Raw genomic sequence first — 20,117 nt, 5'->3', positions numbered from 1 at the left:
TGGCCGCGTGGCTGGACGACCGATCGGCCACGACCGCGGCGATCGTCCTCGTCGCCGCCGCGGCCGGCGCCGCCGCCTGCTCGCGGCTCCGACAGTGGATCCTCACCGTCGTCCTCGCCCTCCTGTCCGGCGCCTGCTGGCTCGCCCTCGTCGGCATCGGCGCCGACCGGGTCCATCTCGCCGGCCCCGGCTTCACCTGGGACGGCACCGCCCCCCTTCTCCTCGCGATCGCGGCCGCCGCGCTCGCCGCGGTCCCGTGGACGGCGCTCGGGGCCGCGGACCTCCCCGCGCTCCCGCTCCGGGCGATCGCCGCGGGGGTCGCACTCTGGCTCACCGGCTACGCGGTCGTCGCGCCGTTCTCGGCCCCGCCCACGATCGTCCTCGGGGTCATCGCCCTCGGCGCCCTCGGATCCGCCGGCGTCGCCTCGTCGATCGGCTGCCCACCGGAGCGCCTCCACGGCCTCACGCTGCGCTACTGGACCGCGTCGGCGCTGGCCGTGCTGACCCTGAGCGCCCTCGTCTGGTCGGCCACGGTCTGCGGCCAGATCGTCCGCGCCGTCGACGAGGCCCGCGACCATCCGCTCACGGGCGTCGGCGCACGGTGGCACGCCCACGACCTCACCAGCCACGGCGGGGCGGCGATCCCGCTGCTGGCCCTCGTCGCCGCGCTCGCGAGCATCGTGACGTGGGGCCTGGTCGAGCAGGCTCGACAGCCGGTCGCGCGGTGGACGCTCACGGGCGTCGGCGCGGTCGCCGTCGCGCTCTCGGTCGCGGCGCTCGCCCCCTACCTCTGGCTGGTGGCGCTCATGCTCGCCGTCCTGGCCGCGACTGCCGTCGGGCTCTGGGCTGCGCCCACGGCAGCCGGTCCTCTCCGCCTGGCGGCCGGGGTCGCGCTCGCACCGCTCGCCGCCACGGCGACATGGGTGACGCTGACCGTCGTCCTCGTGCGACTCGACGCCATCACCCTCGCCGCGACCGGGGTGGTCGTCCTCGGGGCGGCGCTGGCCGTGCTCGGCCGCACGCCGGCGAGCCAGGCCGAGCGCTGGTGCCTGCGCGGGGCGACCGCCGCCACCGCCCTCCTCACGATCGCGTACGGCACCCCAGACGCCGGCTGGCTGGCGGCGGACCTGACCGTGCTCGCCGCCGGGTGCGCCGTGCTGGCGGTCCTCGACCGCGACCGGTGGATCGCGGGCGCGTCGGCGCTGATCGGCCTGATCGCGCTCTGGGTGCGCCTCGCGGACTCCGACGTCGACGTGCCCGAGGCCTACACCGTTCCCGCTGCCGCCGTGGTGCTCGCCTTCGGCGGCTGGGCGCTCTGGCGGCAGCAGGGATCGCGCACCCTCCCCACCCTCGGACCGGGCCTCGCGATCGGCATCGTGCCGAGTGCCGTCGTGGCGCTGAGCGACGACGGCACCGGCCCCCGCGGCCTCCTGCTCCTCATCGGCGGCATCGTCCTCGTCGGGCTCGGACTCGTGCTGCGCTGGCTGGCGCCCCTGCTGCTCGGCGCCGTGACGACCGTCGGCGCGACGGTCCGCTACCTCGCCCCCTTCCTCGACGACGTACCCCCCACGCTTCTCCTCGTCAGCGTCGGCGCCGTCCTGCTCGCCGGCGGGATCCGCTGGGAGAGCCTCGCCGTCCGCGGCCGTACGGCGTGGGCCCACCTGGTCGCCCTCCGCTGAGCCTCCGCCGGGCCTCCGCCGGGCCTCCTGCCACAATGGCGCCGTCCAGCCTCCGTGGCGCAACTGGATAGCGCGACCGGTTTCTACCCGGTTGGTTGCGGGTTCGAGTCCTGCCGGGGGCACGAAAGTTCGATCTTTGTGCGCCGCCTCGGCCTGGCGGGATGGTGCTCGAACCTCGTCGTAGAGCCTTGCTGCGTCTCGCTGCAGCGGGCTATCGCCTTGCTCAGGCCGGGCGATGCAGGACGGGAAGGAGCGCTTGGTCGACGAGGCGTTCCAGCGCGGGATCGCCGGGAGCGCTGCCGTGGAAGAGCGTGGTGGTAAGGACCTGCGCGAACGCGAGGTCGAGTACGGTCTCAGACCGATCGGTCTCGATCTGCTCGCCGCGGGCGCGGGCGCGGGCGCAGATGATGTGTCCGACTTCGTGGCTGCGGCCGGTGATCTGGGAGCCGATGAGGTCGCGGAGTGCGGCATCGTCACGGATGGCTTCGAGCAGACCGATCAGGGACGGACCCGGACCGCCCGCGAGCGTCTGCGAGATTTCTCGTACGGTGGCCAGGAGGTCTCCACGGAGCGTGCCGGTGTCGGGCACCACGGGCTCGGGGCCTTGCGCTTGCCGGCGTAGCGCGTCCGCGACGAGCTCGCTCTTGCCGGCCCAGCGACGGTACATCGTCGTCTTCGAGGCCTTGGCGCGGGCAGCGATCGCATCGACGGTGACCTTCTCGTAGCCGACCTCGCCGATCAGCGCGATCGCCGCGTCCAGGATCGCCTGCTCACGCGCCGCTCCGCGCAGCGGCGACCTGGCCGGAGTGCCTTCGGTCTGCGTGGTGGACATGAACTACTCCCGTCACTTGTGTACTGTACGGTATCGTACCGTAACGCAAGCGGGAAGATCCCCTAGCCGCGAGCCGCGGTCCTTTCGCACCAAGGAGGCGCCATCATGGGCGAGCAGATCACCCCCATCGCCACGCAGGTGACCGACGAGCAACTCGCCGACCTGAGAACGCGCCTGAGCAATATCCGCTGGCCGGAAGGGGCGACCGTAAACGACACGAGCCAGGGTCCGACGCCGGCGAAGTTGAAGGCGCTCACCGACCGCTGGCGCGATGGCTATGACTGGCGCAAGGTCGAGGCCGAGCTGAACGGGTGGGGCCAGTACCGCACCACGATCGACGGCCTCGACATCGACTTCTTGCACGTGCGTTCCCGGGAGCCCGACGCGCTCCCGCTGATCCTGACGCACGGCTGGCCCGGATCGGTCCTGGAGTTCCGCAAGGTGATCGGCCCGCTCAGCGACCCTGCCGCTCACGGCGGCGACCCTCGTCAGGCGTTCCATCTGGTCATCCCGAATCTGCCCGGCTTCGGCTTCTCCGCCAAGCCCGCCGAGACCGGCTGGGACATCCCACGGATCGCCCGCGCCTGGGTCGCCCTCATGGACCGTCTCGGCTACGACCGCTGGGGCGCCCAGGGCGGCGACCTGGGTTGCGCCGTCACGGACGAGATCGCGAAGCTCGAGCCCGGCGGGTTCGTCGGCTCGCACCTGAACTTCGCCATGTTCGGCCCCACCCCCGACGAGATCAAGGACGCCACACCCGAGGAGCGTGCGGCGCTCGCGGACGCGAAGGACTTCTGGGACAACCTCTCCGGCTACGCCAAAGAGCAACAGACCCGCCCGCAGACCATTGGCTACTCCCTCGCCGACTCCCCGGTCGGGCTCGCGGCCTGGATCTACGCGATGTTCCAGGACACCTGCGGAACCCCAGGCAACGCCGAAGGCTCCTTCACCCTCGACGAGCTGCTCGACGACATCATGCTCTACTGGCTTCCCAACTCCGGCGCCAGTGCCGCACGCCTGTACTGGGAGATGAACCAGTCCGGATGGTCGTCGCCGGCACGCATTGAGGACCCGATCGCCACGCCGGTCGGATTCACCATGCCGCCCAAAGAAGCGGTCCGACGCTCCCGCCGGCAACTCGAACACCGCTATGCGAACGTCATCTTCTTCAACGAACCACCCGCCGGCGGACATTTCTTCGCCCTCGAACAACCCGAAACCCTCGTCGACGACGTCCGCGCCACCTTCGCGCTGCTGCGTTGACGCGAAAATCCCTGGCCGACGCCGAGCCGCTGCCCGACCTCCATCAGTGTCAGCCCGCTCCCTGTGGTCGGTGATCGACGGCTCCGAGGGTCGCTCGCTGCGCTTGCAGGAGCCCGAGACAGCCGGCAAACCGCGGTTTTCAGGGCCGGGGAGGGGTGCTCAAACTTCTACGAAGGGGCGCCCAACGCATCGGGCTCGAAGCTCGGCCCGGCGAGTCACTGGCAGGGGTTCGGTCGAGGGCGGGCGCCGTCGAGCAGGAGGTCGACGATCGCGGTGATGACCGGTTCGTGGACCGGTTCGCCGGTGAGGAGCATCCGGGTGTGAGCAGGTGCGACGAGTGCCTCGAGGACGAGCGTGGCGTCGAGGTCGGGGCGTAGGTCTCCCCGTTCGATCCCGCGTTCGACCACGGGGTGGAGGGCGGTCATCCGCTCGTTCCAGAAGCTGTGCCGATACTCGGCGAACTCCTCGCGCAGCACGCCCGTGCCCAGCAGAGCCCGGCCTGACGGAGCGTCGAAGTAGGCGACGACGCCGCGCAGGATCTCGCGCAGGTCCTCGCGGGTCGACCCCGTGTCCGGGAGGGGGACCGCAGCGGCGCTCCGATCGAGCACGGCCTCGAGCAGGAGCCTCTCCCGCGTGACCCATCGACGGTAGATGGTCGTCTCGTGCACACCCGCGCGCTGGGCGATGCCGGAGATGCTGGCGTCGTTCGCGCCGCGAGCGACGAGCTCGTCGAAGGCCGCGGCGAGCACGCTCCGCCGCACGTGCTCGCCACGTCGGTGCGGGCGAGGCGAGGTCACTCGCCCATGTTAACGCAGTGAGACTTGCGTTAGCATGACCGGGCATAGAGCTGGCATCGGATGCTTCACGGCGAGCGAGAGGACGACATGCGCACCGAGCACCGCATCGATCTGGACGCGACGTCAACGCCCGTCGGCTTCCATCGCTTCACCTCGGACATCAGCATCGACTTCCAGTGCAACCGCTGGCTGCAGTGGATCGGGCCCTCCGGCCTCGACGAGATCGCCGAGCTCGCGCGCCGGGCGGGGCCGACCGGCGGCTACGAGTCGTGGATCGAGGGCTTCCTGGAACTAGCCGATCAGGCCGCTGCCGCGGGGCGCGAGCTGCCTGCCGCCTACTTCGCCCGGGGCGCGGAGTTCTTCATGGCGAACGACGACCCCCTCAAGCCGGCGACGCGGCGACGCTTCGTCCTCGCCCTGCAGCAGGCCTACGGCGTCCGGCCCGAGGACGTTCCCTTCGGGTCCGGCTCGCTGCCGGCCTATGACCTGGCGCCGGCGCACGCTCGCGGTCTGCCCATCGTCGTGTTCGGCGGCTTCGACAGCTACATCGAGGAGTTCTTCCCCCTGTTCGCCGCCTTCGTGGCGCGTGGTCGCCGAGTGATCGCCTTCGAGGGGCCCGGCCAGGGCGGTGCGCTGGAGGAGCACGGCCTCACCCTCATCCCCGAATGGGAGCGTCCCGTCTCGGCTGTCCTCGATCACTTCGGAATAGACCAGGCGGTAGCCGTCGGCATCTCGCTCGGCGGCGCACTGGTCATCCGTGCGGCAGCCTTCGAGCCTCGGATCGTCGGCGCGGTGGCGTTCGACGTCTGCGACAGCGAGTTCACGGCGGCGACCCGCACGGTGGGCCCGGCCACTCCGGTGCTGCGCGCACTCATGGCGCTGCATGCACGACCGCTCGTCAACGGCCTCGCCGCGCTCGCGCGGCGGCGGCGGCCGCTGGTCGACTGGGCGCTTCCCCAGGGGATGCACATCACGGGCACCAGGACCGCCTACGACTTCCTGCGCACCACCGCGCGCGTGCGCACAGCACCGTGCTCATCGCGAATCACGGCCGACGTGCTCCTGCTCGCCGGCGCCGACGACCACTACATCCCTCCGGGGATGCTCGCCCGGCAGGCGGCGACGCTCACGGCGGCGCAGTCCGTCACCACTCGCATGTTCACCCGGCTCGACCAGGCATCGAACCACTGCCAGATCGGCAACATCGGACTCGCCGGGCGCGTCATCGACGACTGGGCGACGGACGTCGCCGACCGTCGCGGATCCCGAGCCATGTGATCAGCGCCGCCGTCACAGCAGGGCGGCGACGAGCTGTCGGTAGACGAGCAGGTGGGCGCGCATCGGCTCGGGAGAGCCGGCGGCGCGGCACATCAGGAAGGCGCCCTCGATCACCACGAAGAGCTGGTCGGCCAGGTCGTCGGGAGAGGGCCGGGGGACTCTCTCCGGGGACGCCGCGAAGGCGTCGCGCAGCAGCCCGGAGACCGCGACCCGCCAGCCCAGGACGGCGCGCTGGACCTGGGCCGAGTTCTCCTCGTCGAGCAGGTCCTGCTCGACGAGGACGGCGATGTAGAGGCAGGCCGACTCCGACGTCAGCGCCTCCGCGCGCCCGATGAAGTGGTCCAGGAAGCGGAGCAGCCGCGCCACGGGATCACGCTCCCCCGCGACCGCCTCGAGGCCGCCGGCGAGGGTGCCGAGGTCCGCGGCGACGTACCGCTCCACGAGCGCGTGGGCCAGGGCGCGCTTGGACGGGAAGTGGTGGAAGAAGGCGCCCTTGGAGCTGCCCGCCTCGCTCAGGACCATCTCGACGGAGGTCGCCGCGAAGCCGTTGCGCTCCACGAGCCGCTCGGCGGCGTCGAGCAGGGATTCGCGGGTGGCCCCGCCGTCGCGCGGCATGCGACCCATTGTCACAGACCGTACGGTCTGTTAAAACAGACCAAACGGTCTGGAAAGGACGGACGATGGGAATTCTCGACGGCAGCTGGGTGACCGAGGGCGGCCTGGAGACCGACCTGATCTTCCATCACGGCCTGGATCTGCCCGACTTCGCGGCGTTCCCTCTCCTAGAGGAGGACGACGGCGCGGCGCTGCTCCGGCGCTACTACGCCGACTACGCGGCGATCGCCCGGACGGCACGTGCCGGACTGCTGCTCGAGACACCCACCTGGCGGGCGAATCCGGGCTGGGGCCGCGGGCTCGGCTACGACGACGCGGCGCTCGACCGGCTCAACCGGGCTGCCGTCGCCCTCGTCCGGGCGGTGCTCGAGGAGGCCGACGTCCCCGCGGTCCGGGTCTCCGGCTGCGTGGGGCCGCGCGGCGACGGCTACGTCGCCTCCGACGCCGACGCCGACGCGGCGGCGGACTACCACCGCGCCCAGGTCCGGTCGCTGGCCGACGCCGGCGCGGACCTTGTGCACGCGATGACGATGACCGCGCCCGCCGAGGCGATCGGCGTGGTGCGCGCCGCCCGGAGCGCGGGCGTGCCCGTCGCCGTCTCGTTCACGGTCGAGACCGACGGCCGGCTGCCGGACGGCAGCACGCTCGCCGAGGCCGTTCGCGCCGTCGACGCCGCGGACCCGGCCGACTTCTACGGCCTCAACTGCGCCCACCCGACGCACGTGCTCGCCGCGCTCGACGGCGGAGCCTGGCAGGAGCGCCTGACCTTCGTGCGCCCGAACGCCTCGACGCTGTCGCACGCAGAGCTCGACGTCATGGAGGAGCTCGACTCGGGCGACCTGCCGCTCCTCGTCCGCACGACCCACGAGCTGCTCGCCCAGCTGCCGGGCGTGGCGGTCCTCGGCGGCTGCTGCGGCACCGACCGCCGGCACGTCGCCGCGCTCTGGGAGGCCGCTCCCCTCACCCGGTGAGGTCCTGGGGATCCGCCCCACCCGTCGGTCGCGGCCGGTCGCCGGCGCCATTGATCCGCACGAATCGATATCGGATTCACAGCAACTTCACTTATCTTCTTTCACATGAGTCTCAGGGGCATCATCCGTCCGATGGCGATCGCGGTCGCCGCGACGGCCGTCGTCATCATCCCGACGAGCGCGCAGGCAGCGGGATCGCTCCCCGCTCCGCCGGCCACCGGCGCCGTCGCGGTCACCTTCTTCACCCCGACGGGTGGGGCGGTCCCGAAGGGGCTGAGCAGCACCTCCGTGCACGTGCTCCTCGGAGCGCCCACCAGCGTGGACCACATCGCCGTGTACTACCGGCCGGACACCGGCGACGACAGCTCGTGGGTGCTCACCAGCACGACCCTCACCCCTGACAGCGACGCGGATCCAGCCGCCACCACCAGGCTGTTCGACGGCACGGTCAGCATCCCGGCCACGGCCGGGACCTACGACCTCGAGGCCGTCGCCTACGACTCGGCGAGCGCCGTCCTCGGCGAGACCTTCGCCGACGCCGCCGTGACCGTGACCGACTCCGGGACCCGGTTCGGGTTCACGCTGACGTACGACAACGTCAACGGTCACTCCGGCAACACGATCGCCAAGAACCGCGTCGGCATCTACCGGCGGGCCGACGGCCACAGCTGGGCGACGGTCGGCCTCACCACGACCACCGGCACCGCGACGACGCTCACCGACCCGATGTGGAGCACCACGACGACGCCCGCCCTCCGGGCCGGCGCCCCCGCGACCACGGTCCGGAACGGCACGACGTACGTCCCCGTCGACCTGGCGCCGACCCCGGCCTCGGCGGGCTTCGCCGTCATCCGTGCCGACACCATCGTCGACGGCAAGGCGGCCTCGGACGCCACCGTCATCGCCATCTACGCCCAGACGCCGGCCTCGATCCGGGTCCAGAAGACGACGGTCTCGGGCACCTCGCGCTCCTTCGTCGCCACGGTCCGGGACAGCTACAACCTCCCGATCACCGGCGTCGCGGTCCGGCTCGCCGGCCAGGCCACCGGCGGTGGCCACGCCCGCGTGTCGCAGGCGGTCGTCAGCGACATCGACGGCACGGCCGCGTTCACGGGCGCGGACGCGACCACCGGCGCCGCCGGCACCGCCGGCTATGCCGACGGCGGCTACCTCCTCTGGGCCGACACCGACCTCGGCGGCAGCGCGAACGGCAGCGAGCCGGAGTCCCAGGTCTCGCCGCTCGGTCGCGCGACCTACGCCGCTCCGGGCAAGGCCTTCTACCACTCCGACCAGAGGATCAAGACCGCCGGCGGCACGCTCGGCGACTCCCTGGCCGGCACCAAGGCGGCCGCCGCCAAGGGCTACAAGTGGATCGACAACAACGGCCAGATCTCCTTCGCCAACCGGGCCAGCAAGAAGGCCGGAGCGAAGAAGGCGACCAGCCCGGGCAAGCTCGTCTGGGTGAACGCCCATGGCGCGCCGTTCAACCCCAAGTGGCTGAAGAAGGGTCGCTTCGAGACCCAGAACTGGGCCAAGATCCGCAAGCGCAAGGGCCTGCGCGACGTGCTCACGACGTTCAAGCAGAACGCCGCCTACGGCATCTCGACGGAGTGGGAGGTCAAGAACATCCGGCCGTTCAACTCCGCAGGAGCGCTCGACGCGGCGTTCGCGAACCTCCGGAGCGCCGCCCAGACGGCGTACGGCAGCAACTGGCAGAGCCGGGTGCAGATCAAGGTGCTGTCCAACCTGACCGGCGGGCAGGCCTACGGGCTCAGCATCCTCAAGGCGGCGAAGAAGTACGGCTTCACCACGATCCTCCTGGCGCGCGGGGCCAGCACCCGCAGCCAGATCCCGGTCGCCGCGATCTCGTACGTCGACTACGTCCGCGGCGCGATCTCCAACATCTACCCCTCGACGGTCACGTCGCCGACCTCGACCCTCACGCCGCAGTCCGCGCCGACCTGGTCCTGACCAGCCGGGCCGACCCTCCCCCGAATCTGTCGATTCGGGGCGTAAGGCCCGGCCGCGGGTGCGACCATGCGCGCATGGCTCCCTCCCCGCCCACCTCGTCCCGCAGTCGCGGGCGCCCGGTCGAGATCGACCGCGATCATCTCGCCGAGGTCGCTCTCCGGCTCTTCGAGGAACGGGGGTACGTCGACGTGAGCGCGGCCGAGATCGCGTCTGCGGCGGGCATCAGCCGGCGCAGCCTGTTCCGCTACTTCCCCACGAAGGCCGACCTCGTCTGGGACCGGCTGCGGGACGACGCCGACCTGCTGGACGCGTCGCTGGCGAGCGCCGACGGCGCGCCGATCGACTCGGCCGTCGACGCGCTGGTGCGCACCGCGGAGCAGACGCCGGTCCTCGCCCTCACCCGGGGGCGGCTGAAGGTGGTCGAGGCGCACCACGAGCTGTTCGCGTTCGGCATCGTGCAGCTGCGGCGTCAGCACGAGCTGCTGCGGAGCTATCTCGTCGGTCGCGGCTTCGGGAGCCTCCAGGCGCAGGTCATCGCCTCGGCACTCACGATGGCGACCTACGACGGCTACCTCCGCTGGGCGGTCAGCGACTCCCCGGATCACCCGGCTGTCGCCGTACGCGACGCGCTGGCGGCGCTGGCCCTGTTCTGACCACCCAGGTTCGCCACGTAGAGTCCCGCGCGTGTCTCGGATCCTCGTCGTCGCCCTCACCGTCCTCGCCGCTCTCGGAGCAGGCGTCACTCCCGCCTGGGCGGGGCTCGTCAGCCCCGACGGAGGCCCGGTGAGCCCCGTGACCGTCCTTCCCCGTACGGCGCCCAGCCCGGCGTCCGGGCACATCCTGATGATGGACACCGCGACCACGCCGACGCTCGCGCAGGTCAAGGCCTGGCAGGCCAGCTCGCCCTACGACGCGATCGCCGTCTACATCCCGGAGAAGTCGGCCTACGACGTCCGCTACGACAAGACCCAGACGAACCTCACCGCCGACTGGGTCCGCGAGGTGCGCGCCGGCGGCTGGCAGGTGCTGCCGATCTACGTGGGGCTGCAGGCCTCCTGCTCGTCGTACAGCAAGAAGATGTCGGCCAACGCGACGACCGCCCGTGCGCAGGGCATGGCGATGGCGGCTGACGCGGCCGACTCCGTCTACCGGCTGGGGCTGCCGGTCGGGGCTCCGATCGCCTTCGACCTCGAGGCCTACCCGACCGACAAGCCGAAGTGCAGCGCGGCGGCCAAGGCCATGCTCGGCGGCTGGACCCAGCGGCTCCACCAGCTCGGGCGCAACTCGGCGGTCTACGGCTCCGTGAGCTCGACGGTGCGCGACGTGGTGGCCGCGACGAGGGCGGACTCCACCTGGCCCACCCCCGACGCGCTCTGGCTCGCGCGCTGGGACGGCAACGCGACCACCGACACCAGCGACTTCCCGAGCGGGATGTGGACCAACCGGCGCCTGCACCAGTTCGCGGGCGGCGGCAGCGAGACGTACGGCGGCGTCACCCTCAACGTCGACGAGAGCGCCGTTCAGCCGACCGCGTTCCAGCTGCCCAAGCCCGACAGCACCCCGCCGGTGCTGGCCGTCGCGCCCGTGCGCGCCACCCGCTCGGGCCACGCCACGCTGACGTGGCGGATGAGCGACGGCTCCGGCGTCGCCCGCTACCAGGTGCAGATCAAGACCGGGAGGCACTGGACCTCGCCCAAGAGCCTGAAGAAGACCAAGAAGGTGAAGTATCGCGTCTCGGTGAAGGCCGGCTCGAAGTCCTGCGCCCGCGCTCGCGGCACCGACCGCGCGGGGAACACCTCGGGCTGGCTGCAGACCTGCGTCTACCGCTGGGGCTACGGATCGAAGTTCCACGGCAAGCACTGGAAGCGGTCGGGGAACAGCCTCGTCATGAAGCGGCCGGCCGTGGCCAAGGGGCCGGTCGTGAGCGGCCGGAAGATCTCGGTCCGCCTGCGCGGCGGCGTCCCGGTCCAGGTCTTCCTCGGCAGCACGCTGATCGGCACCGTCCAGGGCTCCGGGGTGCACACCATCACCCTCCCCGCCGCCCGCACCGGCCGGCTGATCCTGCGCCCGGCCAAGGCCGGCAAGCTCGCCGTCCTCGGCTACCTCGCCCTCCCCTAGGGCGGCTCCCTAGGGCGGCCGAGAGCCGGGTCTCGGCGGCGTCAGGAGACGGCGGCGATCAGGCCGGCGGCGAGGTCGTCGACGCTGGACCCGCTGGTGAACTCGCTGCCGTCGAGCAGGACCGTCGGCGTGCTCCGCACGCCGGCGCTCTCGGCGGCGGAGGTGGCCTCGTCCGCCCAGGTCGGGGCGTCGCCGTCGAGGGCGTCGCGGATCGCCGACTCGTCGGCACCGGCGTCGACGGCCGTCGCGACGATGTCGTCCGTGCTCGGGAAGGGGCCGGACTCCGACGGCTGGTCGGCGTACAGGGCGTCGTGGAAGGCCTTCGCCACGGTCTGCGCATCCTCGGCGTCGCCGTGCACGATCGCCTGGAACACCTCGAGCGTCGTCTCCGAGTAGTCCGTCTGCAGCAGGTCGAAGGGGCGGTACTCCACCTGGACCTTCCCGGCCTCGGCGAGCTCGGCGAGCTTCTCGTGCGTCTGCTTCTCCAGCTCGCCGCAGTAGGGGCAGAGGAAGTCCTCGTAGATGACGACCTTGTGGGCGGCACCGTCCGGCCCGATCGTCACGCTCCCCGCGTCCCCCGCCGCGGCGGTGTCGCGGGGCTTGTCGCCGCCGGTGAGGTTCCCGAGGACGATGCCGCCGACGACGAGGAGCACCATGGTGAGCACGACGCCGGCAGCCATCAGCAGGTTGCGCCGGCGCTCCGCCTTCCGCTGGGCGGCCCTCGCCGCCGCCAGCCTGGCCGCGCGGTCCTTGGCGGTCTCCTTCTTGCCGGCCATCAGGCCTCCTCCGTCGTGCTCGTCGTGATGCTGGTCGTGCTGGTGTTCCGGAACAGGAGTCGGTCGAGGGCCCAGCGACGGTTCCCGGCGACGACGATGAAGAGGGAGACGGCGAGCAGCGCGACGTCGCGCGCGATCTCCCACGGGTAGCGATCGGCCGCGTCCGGGTCGAAGCCGCCGCCGCCGAAGCAGCCGCAGTCGATGAGGATCCCCCGCGCCCAGACCGAGGAGATCCCGATGACGAAGGCGAGGAAGAGCAACGCGCTCAGCACGGCCGCGCCGCGCGTCAGCAGGCCGGCCACCAGCGCGACGCCGACGACGACCTCGAGCGTCGGCAGGGTGTGCCCGACCGCGTCGGCGACGGAGGCGGGGAGGATCTGGTAGGCCCGGACGGCCAGCGCCGCGCCGTACGGGTCGGTGATCTTGGCCAGGCCCGCCCAGATCCAGACGCCCCCCGTGAGCAGCCGGGCGAGGACGGCGAGGGCGTCGAGGAGCCCGGGGCGACGCAGCACACGCACGCGCTCGACCCTAGGCCCGCGATCTGAGGGAAGGCTGAACGACGGCGGTAGGGTGCGCTGCGTGACATCGAACGAGCGCAACGACAGGCTGGTCTGGATCGACTGCGAGATGACCGGGCTGTCCCTGGAGAACGACGCGCTGGTGGAGATCGCCGCGCTGGTGACCGACTCCGAGCTCACCGTGCTCGGCGAGGGCGTCGACGTGATCGTCAAGCCGCCGGCCGAGGCGCTCGCGCAGATGGACCCGTTCGTGCTCGACATGCACACCAAGTCCGGTCTCCTCGACGAGCTGGACTCGGGCGTCACGCTCGAGGAGGCCCAGGCGGTCGTGCTCGACTACCTCCGCGCGCACTGCGCCGCCGACAGCCGGCCGCCGCTCGCCGGGAACAGCGTCGGCACCGACCGCGCCTTCATCTCCCGCGACCTGCCGGAGCTCGAGGGCTTCCTGCACTACCGGATCGTCGACGTCTCCTCGATCAAGGAGCTGTCGCGTCGGTGGTTCCCGCGGGCCTACTTCGCCTCGCCCGAGAAGCGGGGCAACCACCGGGCGCTGGCCGACATCCAGGAGTCGATCGAGGAGCTGCGCTACTACCGCGAGGCGGTCTTCGTGCCGCTCCCCGGCCCCGACACCGAGACGGCGCGGGCCATCGCCCAGCGCCATGCGGGCTCGATTACCGGCCTCACCGGCTGACGCCCTATGCTTCCCTCTCGGTCCTGAGCGATCAGGGTCCGCGGTGGGTGTAGCTCAGTTGGTAGAGCCCCGGCTTGTGGTGCCGGTTGTCGCGGGTTCAAGTCCCGTCATCCACCCCACTACGCTCTCGGCGTGATTCCACGCCGAGAGCGTTTCGACGTCGCGATCGCCGGCGGCGGCCACAACGGCCTGACCGCGGCGGCCTACCTCGCCCGCGCGGGCCTGTCCGTCGTCGTGCTCGAGCGTCTCGGCCACGTCGGCGGCGCCGCCGTCTCCGCCCAGGCCTTCCCGGGGCTGCCGACCCGGCTCTCGCGCTACTCCTACCTCGTCTCGCTCCTGCCCGCGCTCGTCGTCGAGGAGCTCGGCCTCGACGTCGCGCTCGCCTCGCGGAGCACCTCGTCCTACACCCCCTGGTCGCGCGACGGCGTCGACGGCGGCCTGCTCGTCGAGCGCCCCGAGGGTCCCGCGACGGCGGCGAGCTTCCGCGCGCTCACCGGCTCCGAGGACGAGTACGCCGCATGGCGCGCGTTCTACGCCGAGGTCGAGTCCCTCGCGCGGGTCGTGGCCCCGACCCTCACCGCTCCCCTGCCCCGTGCCGCGGCGCTGCGATCCTCCGTGGAGCCGGCGCTGTGGCGCGACCTGGTCGAGCGGCCGATCGGCGAGACGATCGAGCGGCGGTTCCGCGACGACGTCGTGCGCGGGGTCGTCGCCACGGACGCGCTGATCGGGACGTTCGCGTCGCTGCACGACCGGTCGCTGATCCAGAACCGCTGCTTCCTCTACCACCTGATCGGCAACGGCACCGGCGAGTGGCGGGTGCCGATCGGCGGGATGGGCGCGGTCACCTCGGCGCTGGCGCGAGCGGCCTCCGACGCCGGCGCCGAGCTGCGCACGAGCACGGCGGTGCGGGCGATCGAGGCGGAGGACGACGGAGCGAGGGTCCTGACGGACGGGGGCGTGGTCGAGGCCCGGTTCGTGCTGGCCAACGTGGCGCCGTACGTGCTCGCGGGGCTGGTCGGCGACGAGCCGCCCGCCAAGCCGGTCGGCGCCCAGCTCAAGGTCAACGTGCTGCTCGACCGCCTGCCCCGGCTGCGGTCGGGAGCGGACCCACGGGTCGCCTTCGCGGGCACGCTGCACCTCGGCGAGTCGGCGAGCGAGCTCGAGACGGCCTGGCGGCAGGCGCGGGACGGCGCGCTGCCGGACCGGCTGCCGGGCGAGGTCTACTGCCACTCCCTGACCGACCCCTCCATCCTCGGCGACGTCCCGGCCGGCACCCACACCCTCACCTACTTCGGCCTGCACACCCCGAGCACACTCTTCGACGCCGACCCCGACGCCGCCGGCGCCGAGGCGCTGGAGCGGGCGATCGCCTCGCTCGACGAGCACCTCGTCGACCCGATCGCCTCCGTGGTCGCGCGGATGCCCGACGGCACGCCGTGCCTCGAGGCGAAGATCCCTCAGGACGTCGAGGCCGATCTCGCCATGCCCGGCGGGCACATCTTCCACGGCGACCTGGCCTGGCCGTGGGCGGAGGACGCCGAGCGTCTCGAGACGCCGGCGGAGCAGTGGGGCGTGGCCACCGCGCACCCCTCGGTGCTGCTCTGCGGGTCGGGCTCCCGCCGTGGCGGCGCGGTCTCCGGTCTCGGCGGCCACAGCGCCGCCCAGGCCCTGCTCGCGTCGATTTGAGTCCCGCCCGGCGAGCGGAGTAATGTTCTCCGGGTCGCAGGACATGCGCCATTAGCTCAATTGGCAGAGCAAGTGACTCTTAATCACTGGGTTCGCGGTTCGAGTCCGTGATGGCGTACCAGACGAAGAGGGCCCGGTCGATCCGACCGGGCCCTCTTCGTCATTTCGCCCCGGCCTGCCCCCGACGTCCCGATGGGCTATCGTTCGGCCATGAGCGTGCTGTGAGCGGGCTCACATTGAAAGAAAGTCGTGGACGTTCTGTGTGGTCCGCGTAACTTCGCCACCGAAGGTGCGTTGATCCGGATATCCGCCGTTGAAGGGGTCGTCTTGTCTCACCGTCTTTTCGTTCGCTCGGGCGCGACCGTCGCCGCCTTCGCCCTCGCTGGCCTCGCCGCAGGTCCGGCCTTCGCGGCCGACCCGGTTGCCCAGGCGACCGCGTCGGCTCTCACCCTCGGCATCGCAGGAACTCCTGCGAGCACGGGGACCTACGCGGTCCAGAACGACGGCACCACCCAGACGACGAGCGGCTCGAACTCGCCCGCTCTGCCCGTGGTGACCGGCCAGAGCGCGCTCGCGACCGGCACCCTCGCGCAGGACGCCACGACCACCATCTCCAACGGTGACGGGAACTCGGCGGCCTGCTCCGGCCTCGCCGGCCCCGGGGCGACGCTGGCGAGCGTCGGGAACGGGCAGTCGTGTCTCACCGGCGGCAACACGCTGGCGCTCAACGTCGCGTCGGTCGACCTGAGCGGGCTCCAGATCGTTCCGGACGACTTCGCGGGCGGCGCGCTCTCGGGGCTCACCTCGGTCCTGAACGACGCCCTGAGCACGGTCACCTCGCAGCTGACCGGTCCCCTCCAGACGTTGGTCGACGCCTTGGGCGGATCGCCCGTCACGCTGGGCCTCAAGACGATCGAGGGCGACTGCCAGGCGACTCCCACCTCGGCGACAGGATCGGCCGTCATCGCGGGCCTGGGCCTCTCCATCGCGCTGCCCGACCCGATCGGCACGATCACGGTGCCGATCGACCTCGGCACCGCGCCGAACACCAAGGTGCTGACCGGGCTGGACGGCGTCGTCGACGCGATCAACACCGCGCTCAAGAACACCCTGTCCGACACGCTCACCGGCTCGACCGACCCGCTCGTGACGGCTGCCCTCGCCGCGCTGAGCCCGGTCACCGGCGGCGTCACCCAAACGATCGACCTGCTCAACACCAATCTCATCGCCGCGATCGCGCCGCAGCTGGCTCCGCTCGAGGAGAACATCCTCGACGGCACGATCAACAAGCAGACCTACCCGGCCGCCAACGCGATCGACGTGACCGCTCTGGACGTCCAGGTCCTCCCCGCCGCCAGCGCGTTCACGGGGGCCAGCCTCGCAAGTGTCAGCATCGGCAACGTGACCTGCGGTCCCAACGGCCGCGTCGCGACGACCACCACGACGACTGACGACGACGACACCACGACCACCACCACCTCCACGAGCACGCCCACCTCGGTGACCTCGGGCCTCGGCTCGCTCGAGGACGCTCCGAGCGGCTGGTCGCTGGCGGGCCTCGGCGGCCTCGTGGTCGCCGGACTGACGGCCGGTGTCGTCGGCTTCCGCCGCAGCCTGCGCAACTCCTGAGATGTTCGGGTCGGACCGCGGCGGCACTCTGAAGCGCCTCGGGCGCTACAGCGTCGCGGTCCTGACCGGGCTGCAACTGCTCGTCGGCGTGCTCGCCGGGGGATCGATCATCGGCTCGTTCTTCGTGCCGGGCGGCACCGCGACGGCGGAGACGGCGCCGACGTACGAGGCCCTCAGCGCCGGCGCCCCGATGAAGCTGCGGATGCCGTCGCTCAAGATCACCGCGCCGGTGGTGCCGATCGCGATGGTCGACAAGACCCTCGATCCCCCGCGCGACTACCTCGAGGTCGGCTGGTGGAACGCGAGCGCCAAGCCCGGCGCCGTCCAGGGCCAGACGGTCATCACCGGCCACACGCTCCACACCGGCGGGGCGTCCATGAACGACCTCGGCCAGCTCGCGAAGGGCGACTTCGTCGACGTCGTCACCAAGCGCGGCACGATGAGGTATGTCGTCTCCGGCAAGCAGGTGCTCAGCAAGAAGCAGCTCACCAAGCGGTCCCAGGAGATCTTCGGCCAGGACCGCGGCGAAGGCCGGCTGGTCCTGATCACCTGCAGTGACTGGAACGGGTCCTACTACGACACCAACACGGTCGTGTACGCGCAGCCCCAGGGCCAGCCCACAGGCGCCTGAGCGTCAGCGCCTGCGCAGCAGGCGGATCGCGACGATCGCGCCGACGACCCCGCCGACGATGCCCACCGTCTTGACGATGTTGTCGACCTTGGGCGCGCCGGTCACCGGGTCGACGTAGGTCGCCTTGACCGCCGCGACCTGCCGCTTGGCGATCGTCTTGGGGCTCGAGCGGTAGAGCAGCTCGTCGATCGTCCCCGCCAGGCGTGTGCGGATCTCTTCCATCTCGCCTTCGAGAGCGGCGGGGGAATCCTTGGTCATGGGAGCAACCTATCAACGGCCAGTAGCGTGGAGCCATGACATCGCGCCTCGAGATCGGCGACACCGCGCCGGCGTTCACCCTCACCTCCGACACCGGCGAGCAGGTCTCCCTCTCCGACCTCGCCGGGCAGAAGGTGATCGTCTACTTCTACCCCGCCGCGATGACGCCGGGCTGCACCAAGCAGGCGTGCGACTTCACCGACTCCCTCGACGCGCTCCAGGCGCAGGGGTACGCCGTCGTGGGCATCTCCCCCGACAAGCCGGAGAAGCTGGCGAAGTTCCGTGAGCGCGACGGCCTCACCATCACCCTGCTCTCCGACCCGACCAAGGAGACGCTGACCGCGTGGGGCGCGTTCGGCGAGAAGAAGCTCTACGGCAAGGTCGTCAAGGGCGTCATCCGCTCCACCTTCGTCGTCGGCGAGGACGGGAGGATCGCGTACGCCGCCTACAACGTGAAGGCCACCGGGCACGTCGCCAAGCTCCGCAAGGACCTCGGCCTCTGAGCCATGCCGCCCCGAACGGTCGGCGTTATCGCTAGATTCGGAACCTGCGGCGTACCTCCGGGCGGCCTTCAGCAGTCCTCCTAGGCCCCGGACACCTGGTGGGGATGTGAGTGGGGAGCGGGACGTGATCGATCAATCGGTGCTCGCTGGCTACGTGCTCGAGGAGCTGCTCGCCAGCCTCATCGCCGGCAGCGGCTATCGACTGCTGGTCGACAGCAAGCAGGACCAAGACGCCCTCACACAGAAGAAGAACGGCCTCTGCGTGCACGGTCGCGGTGCCGATCACCAGGTCGACGTCCTGGGCGAGCTCATCGCTCCAGTGCAGCTCATCTATCCTCTGCGGCTCTTTGTGGAGGCCAAATGCCGAGGCTCGAAGACGGGTCTGCGAGACGTGCGCAACGCCGTCGGGACGGTCGACGACGTCAATCAGTACTACAACCCGGCGCTCGCGCAGAGCTGGCGGCGACCCTACCGGCGTCATGCCTACCGCTATGCCCTGGCGTCCACGTCCGGATTCTCGGACGAAGCGGTCCACTACGCGCTCACTCATGAGCTCTCACTCATCGATCTCAGCACCGACAGCGCGCGCTGGCTGAGAGAGGCAGTCGAACGCATCACCCAGGCACTGCTGAGTCGCGCTCGGCAGGACGGTCTCACCGGTTTCCCCGTGGCGCAGATGCGCGAGGCGATGCGCAAGGCCCTGGGCACCTGGCCGCTCGATACGGCGGCCCGAGACGCCGACCCGGAGGACAGTCCGCACGCCGCCACCCCCCGGGCCGCTACCGGCCTGCCTCCTCAGGGCTCCGGGCTGGATCCGGATGCTCTCGCGGAGATCTGTGCGGGAGCGCTGGACTCCATCGAGGGGCGGATGTACCCGGCGTGGACGAACACGCCATTCCTCCTCTTCCTGCTGCCGGAGGACGGCTCCGAGGCGGGCGACGTCCTCGAGGTCACCGCCACGAGCCAGGAGGTACCCGTGCGCAGCAGCCTTCAGTTCATCGGCCGGAGCCTTGCGGACGGTGGGTGGGCGCTCGAGCCCACCGAGCCCGGTACGGCGAGCGGAGGGACCGGCGGCCGTGCACGGCTCTTCTTCACCGTGCCTCCTCAGATGGAGCCCTACCTCTTCGGCGAACTGCACCGCGAAGGCTCCCCCACTGCCGGGCGTGGCATCGCGTCGGACGACGGTGAGCACGAAGAGTTCCTGGAGCGGCGCGTGGTGAGCGTGCGTCTAGGACGAGGCGAGACCGTCGAGTTCGAGTTCGATCCCGTCCCACTCGCGGTACCCGCGGAGCCCCGCGAGCGAGAGCCCGCCGACGACGCCGACACCTCGGAGAGCGAGGACTGGCACGCGCTGCGCAGCGAGAGATGGAGGCGGAGGCCGCCCACAGCGACGGATCCGGTGGATGATCCGGAGGACGACTCCGACAGAGTCCTCTGGTCCCACGATGCCTACCGCGAGCTGATTCGGCGGCTGATCGCGGAGGGCCGACCTCAGGCCGCCGTGATCGAGGCCGCGGCACGCGCCGGCGGCACCATCAGTCGCCAAGAGGTCTACGTGCTCGCGGGATACGCAGCCGACAGGACCCTGCGAGGCTTCACTCGGCCACCCACCCGCGTCACTCAGGATCTGCTCTGGGAAGGAGCGGTCGACGAAGGGGTCTATGTGCCGATCTGGGCGCTCTACCGCGCTGGTGTTCGCGCGAGCCACTTCCGTGTACCGCCCGAGTTCGTCGCCTTCGTCGACCGATAGCACGGGGGCTTGTGGCGCGCGGGCCTGACACGCCGGCCCTGCAGAAGGACGCCGAGGGGGTGAGAGACTGAGGCCCGCGCGCCCGTACTCCAACGGTAGAGAGAGCGGCTTTAGGTGCCGTCAAGTGTGAGTTCGAATCTCACCGGGCGCA

Annotated in this window: 19 protein-coding genes and 4 tRNA genes; 17 read left to right on the top strand and 6 right to left on the bottom strand. The window is 71.2% G+C overall.

What is annotated here, in order from left to right; all coding sequences use genetic code 11:
* Together QM572_RS15180 and QM572_RS15175 are read left to right on the top strand one after the other, a co-directional pair.
* A partial coding sequence (locus tag QM572_RS15180; protein ID WP_415094565.1) for an SCO7613 C-terminal domain-containing membrane protein occupies nucleotides 1-1,679 on the top strand: 1,679 nt, incomplete at its 5' end.
* A gap of 48 nt (nucleotides 1,680-1,727) precedes the next feature.
* Nucleotides 1,728-1,801: transfer RNA gene (locus QM572_RS15175), tRNA-Arg, on the top strand.
* 101 nt (nucleotides 1,802-1,902) lie between these two features.
* On the opposite strand, the gene QM572_RS15170 is transcribed toward QM572_RS15175, so the two are convergent.
* The gene (locus QM572_RS15170) at nucleotides 1,903-2,511 is read right to left on the bottom strand and encodes a TetR/AcrR family transcriptional regulator (protein ID WP_415094563.1); all 609 of its coding nucleotides are present in this window, start codon (nucleotides 2,509-2,511) and stop codon (nucleotides 1,903-1,905) included.
* A gap of 105 nt (nucleotides 2,512-2,616) precedes the next feature.
* Between QM572_RS15170 and QM572_RS15165 the strand changes: the two genes are divergently transcribed.
* Entirely contained in the window at nucleotides 2,617-3,774 is a 1,158-nt protein-coding gene (locus QM572_RS15165) for an epoxide hydrolase family protein (RefSeq protein WP_415094561.1), read from the top strand.
* A 215-nt stretch (nucleotides 3,775-3,989) separates the two neighbouring features.
* Here QM572_RS15165 and QM572_RS15160 read toward each other — a convergent pair whose 3' ends face one another.
* Entirely contained in the window at nucleotides 3,990-4,571 is a 582-nt protein-coding gene (locus tag QM572_RS15160; RefSeq protein ID WP_415094559.1) for a TetR/AcrR family transcriptional regulator, read from the bottom strand.
* Nucleotides 4,572-4,658: 87 nt separating this feature from the next.
* Between QM572_RS15160 and QM572_RS15155 the strand changes: the two genes are divergently transcribed.
* Complete coding sequence (locus QM572_RS15155) at nucleotides 4,659-5,849, top strand: alpha/beta fold hydrolase (protein WP_415094557.1); 1,191 nt, start codon at nucleotides 4,659-4,661, stop codon at nucleotides 5,847-5,849.
* A 12-nt stretch (nucleotides 5,850-5,861) separates the two neighbouring features.
* Here the strand turns inward: QM572_RS15155 and QM572_RS15150 are convergent, their stop codons facing one another.
* Entirely contained in the window at nucleotides 5,862-6,464 is a 603-nt protein-coding gene (locus tag QM572_RS15150; RefSeq protein ID WP_415094555.1) for a TetR/AcrR family transcriptional regulator, read from the bottom strand.
* Nucleotides 6,465-6,529: 65 nt separating this feature from the next.
* Between QM572_RS15150 and QM572_RS15145 the strand changes: the two genes are divergently transcribed.
* The 4 genes from QM572_RS15145 to QM572_RS15130 all read left to right on the top strand — a co-directional run bounded on the left by QM572_RS15145 (nucleotide 6,530) and on the right by QM572_RS15130 (nucleotide 11,524).
* Nucleotides 6,530-7,435: a homocysteine S-methyltransferase family protein gene (locus QM572_RS15145; protein WP_415094553.1), complete on the top strand. Its 906-nt coding sequence runs from the start codon at nucleotides 6,530-6,532 to the stop codon at nucleotides 7,433-7,435.
* Between the two features lie 105 nt (nucleotides 7,436-7,540).
* Nucleotides 7,541-9,406, top strand: a complete 1,866-nt coding sequence (locus QM572_RS15140) for a hypothetical protein (RefSeq protein WP_415094551.1) — start codon at nucleotides 7,541-7,543, stop codon at nucleotides 9,404-9,406.
* Between the two features lie 74 nt (nucleotides 9,407-9,480).
* A complete protein-coding gene (locus QM572_RS15135; RefSeq protein ID WP_415094549.1) occupies nucleotides 9,481-10,059 on the top strand; it encodes a TetR/AcrR family transcriptional regulator in 579 nt (192 codons plus the stop codon).
* 31 nt (nucleotides 10,060-10,090) lie between these two features.
* Nucleotides 10,091-11,524: a glycoside hydrolase domain-containing protein gene (locus QM572_RS15130; RefSeq protein ID WP_415094547.1), complete on the top strand. Its 1,434-nt coding sequence runs from the start codon at nucleotides 10,091-10,093 to the stop codon at nucleotides 11,522-11,524.
* A 41-nt stretch (nucleotides 11,525-11,565) separates the two neighbouring features.
* Here QM572_RS15130 and QM572_RS15125 read toward each other — a convergent pair whose 3' ends face one another.
* Together QM572_RS15125 and QM572_RS15120 are read right to left on the bottom strand one after the other, a co-directional pair.
* Nucleotides 11,566-12,300: a DsbA family protein gene (locus QM572_RS15125; protein WP_415094545.1), complete on the bottom strand. Its 735-nt coding sequence runs from the start codon at nucleotides 12,298-12,300 to the stop codon at nucleotides 11,566-11,568.
* Nucleotides 12,300-12,818 carry a MauE/DoxX family redox-associated membrane protein gene (locus QM572_RS15120; RefSeq protein WP_415094543.1) on the bottom strand — a complete coding sequence of 173 codons (519 nt, stop codon included), beginning with the start codon at nucleotides 12,816-12,818 and terminating at the stop codon, nucleotides 12,300-12,302. Before QM572_RS15120 ends, QM572_RS15125 begins: the two co-directional genes overlap by 1 nt.
* A 61-nt stretch (nucleotides 12,819-12,879) precedes the next feature.
* Here QM572_RS15120 and orn point away from each other — a divergent pair, with 61 nt between their 5' ends.
* From orn to QM572_RS15090, 6 genes are all read left to right on the top strand, one after another.
* On the top strand, nucleotides 12,880-13,509 hold the full coding sequence (orn, locus tag QM572_RS15115) for an oligoribonuclease (protein ID WP_415094541.1): 630 nt from the start codon (nucleotides 12,880-12,882) through the stop codon (nucleotides 13,507-13,509).
* A 43-nt stretch (nucleotides 13,510-13,552) separates the two neighbouring features.
* Nucleotides 13,553-13,628, top strand: a tRNA-His gene (locus tag QM572_RS15110).
* 13 nt (nucleotides 13,629-13,641) lie between these two features.
* On the top strand, nucleotides 13,642-15,195 hold the full coding sequence (locus QM572_RS15105) for a phytoene desaturase family protein (RefSeq protein ID WP_415094539.1): 1,554 nt from the start codon (nucleotides 13,642-13,644) through the stop codon (nucleotides 15,193-15,195).
* A 45-nt stretch (nucleotides 15,196-15,240) separates the two neighbouring features.
* Nucleotides 15,241-15,316, top strand: a tRNA-Lys gene (locus QM572_RS15100).
* 206 nt (nucleotides 15,317-15,522) lie between these two features.
* A complete protein-coding gene (locus QM572_RS15095; RefSeq protein ID WP_415094537.1) occupies nucleotides 15,523-16,824 on the top strand; it encodes a hypothetical protein in 1,302 nt (433 codons plus the stop codon).
* A gap of 1 nt (nucleotide 16,825) precedes the next feature.
* Nucleotides 16,826-17,455, top strand: a complete 630-nt coding sequence (locus tag QM572_RS15090) for a class F sortase (protein WP_415094535.1) — start codon at nucleotides 16,826-16,828, stop codon at nucleotides 17,453-17,455.
* A 3-nt stretch (nucleotides 17,456-17,458) separates the two neighbouring features.
* Here QM572_RS15090 and QM572_RS15085 read toward each other — a convergent pair whose 3' ends face one another.
* Nucleotides 17,459-17,713, bottom strand: a complete 255-nt coding sequence (locus tag QM572_RS15085; RefSeq protein ID WP_415094533.1) for a DUF3618 domain-containing protein — start codon at nucleotides 17,711-17,713, stop codon at nucleotides 17,459-17,461.
* Nucleotides 17,714-17,748: 35 nt separating this feature from the next.
* Between QM572_RS15085 and bcp the strand changes: the two genes are divergently transcribed.
* The 3 genes from bcp to QM572_RS15070 all read left to right on the top strand — a co-directional run bounded on the left by bcp (nucleotide 17,749) and on the right by QM572_RS15070 (nucleotide 20,117).
* Nucleotides 17,749-18,216: a thioredoxin-dependent thiol peroxidase gene (gene bcp, locus QM572_RS15080; protein ID WP_415094531.1), complete on the top strand. Its 468-nt coding sequence runs from the start codon at nucleotides 17,749-17,751 to the stop codon at nucleotides 18,214-18,216.
* A 154-nt stretch (nucleotides 18,217-18,370) separates the two neighbouring features.
* Nucleotides 18,371-19,966, top strand: a complete 1,596-nt coding sequence (locus QM572_RS15075) for a hypothetical protein (RefSeq protein WP_415094529.1) — start codon at nucleotides 18,371-18,373, stop codon at nucleotides 19,964-19,966.
* A gap of 78 nt (nucleotides 19,967-20,044) precedes the next feature.
* Nucleotides 20,045-20,117: transfer RNA gene (locus QM572_RS15070), tRNA-Leu, on the top strand.

It is taken from the genome of Nocardioides sp., assembly GCF_047607365.1.
GTDB lineage: Bacteria > Actinomycetota > Actinomycetes > Propionibacteriales > Nocardioidaceae > Nocardioides.
Note: the sequence above shows the minus strand (reverse complement) of the source record. Positions and strands in the feature narration are given on the sequence as shown.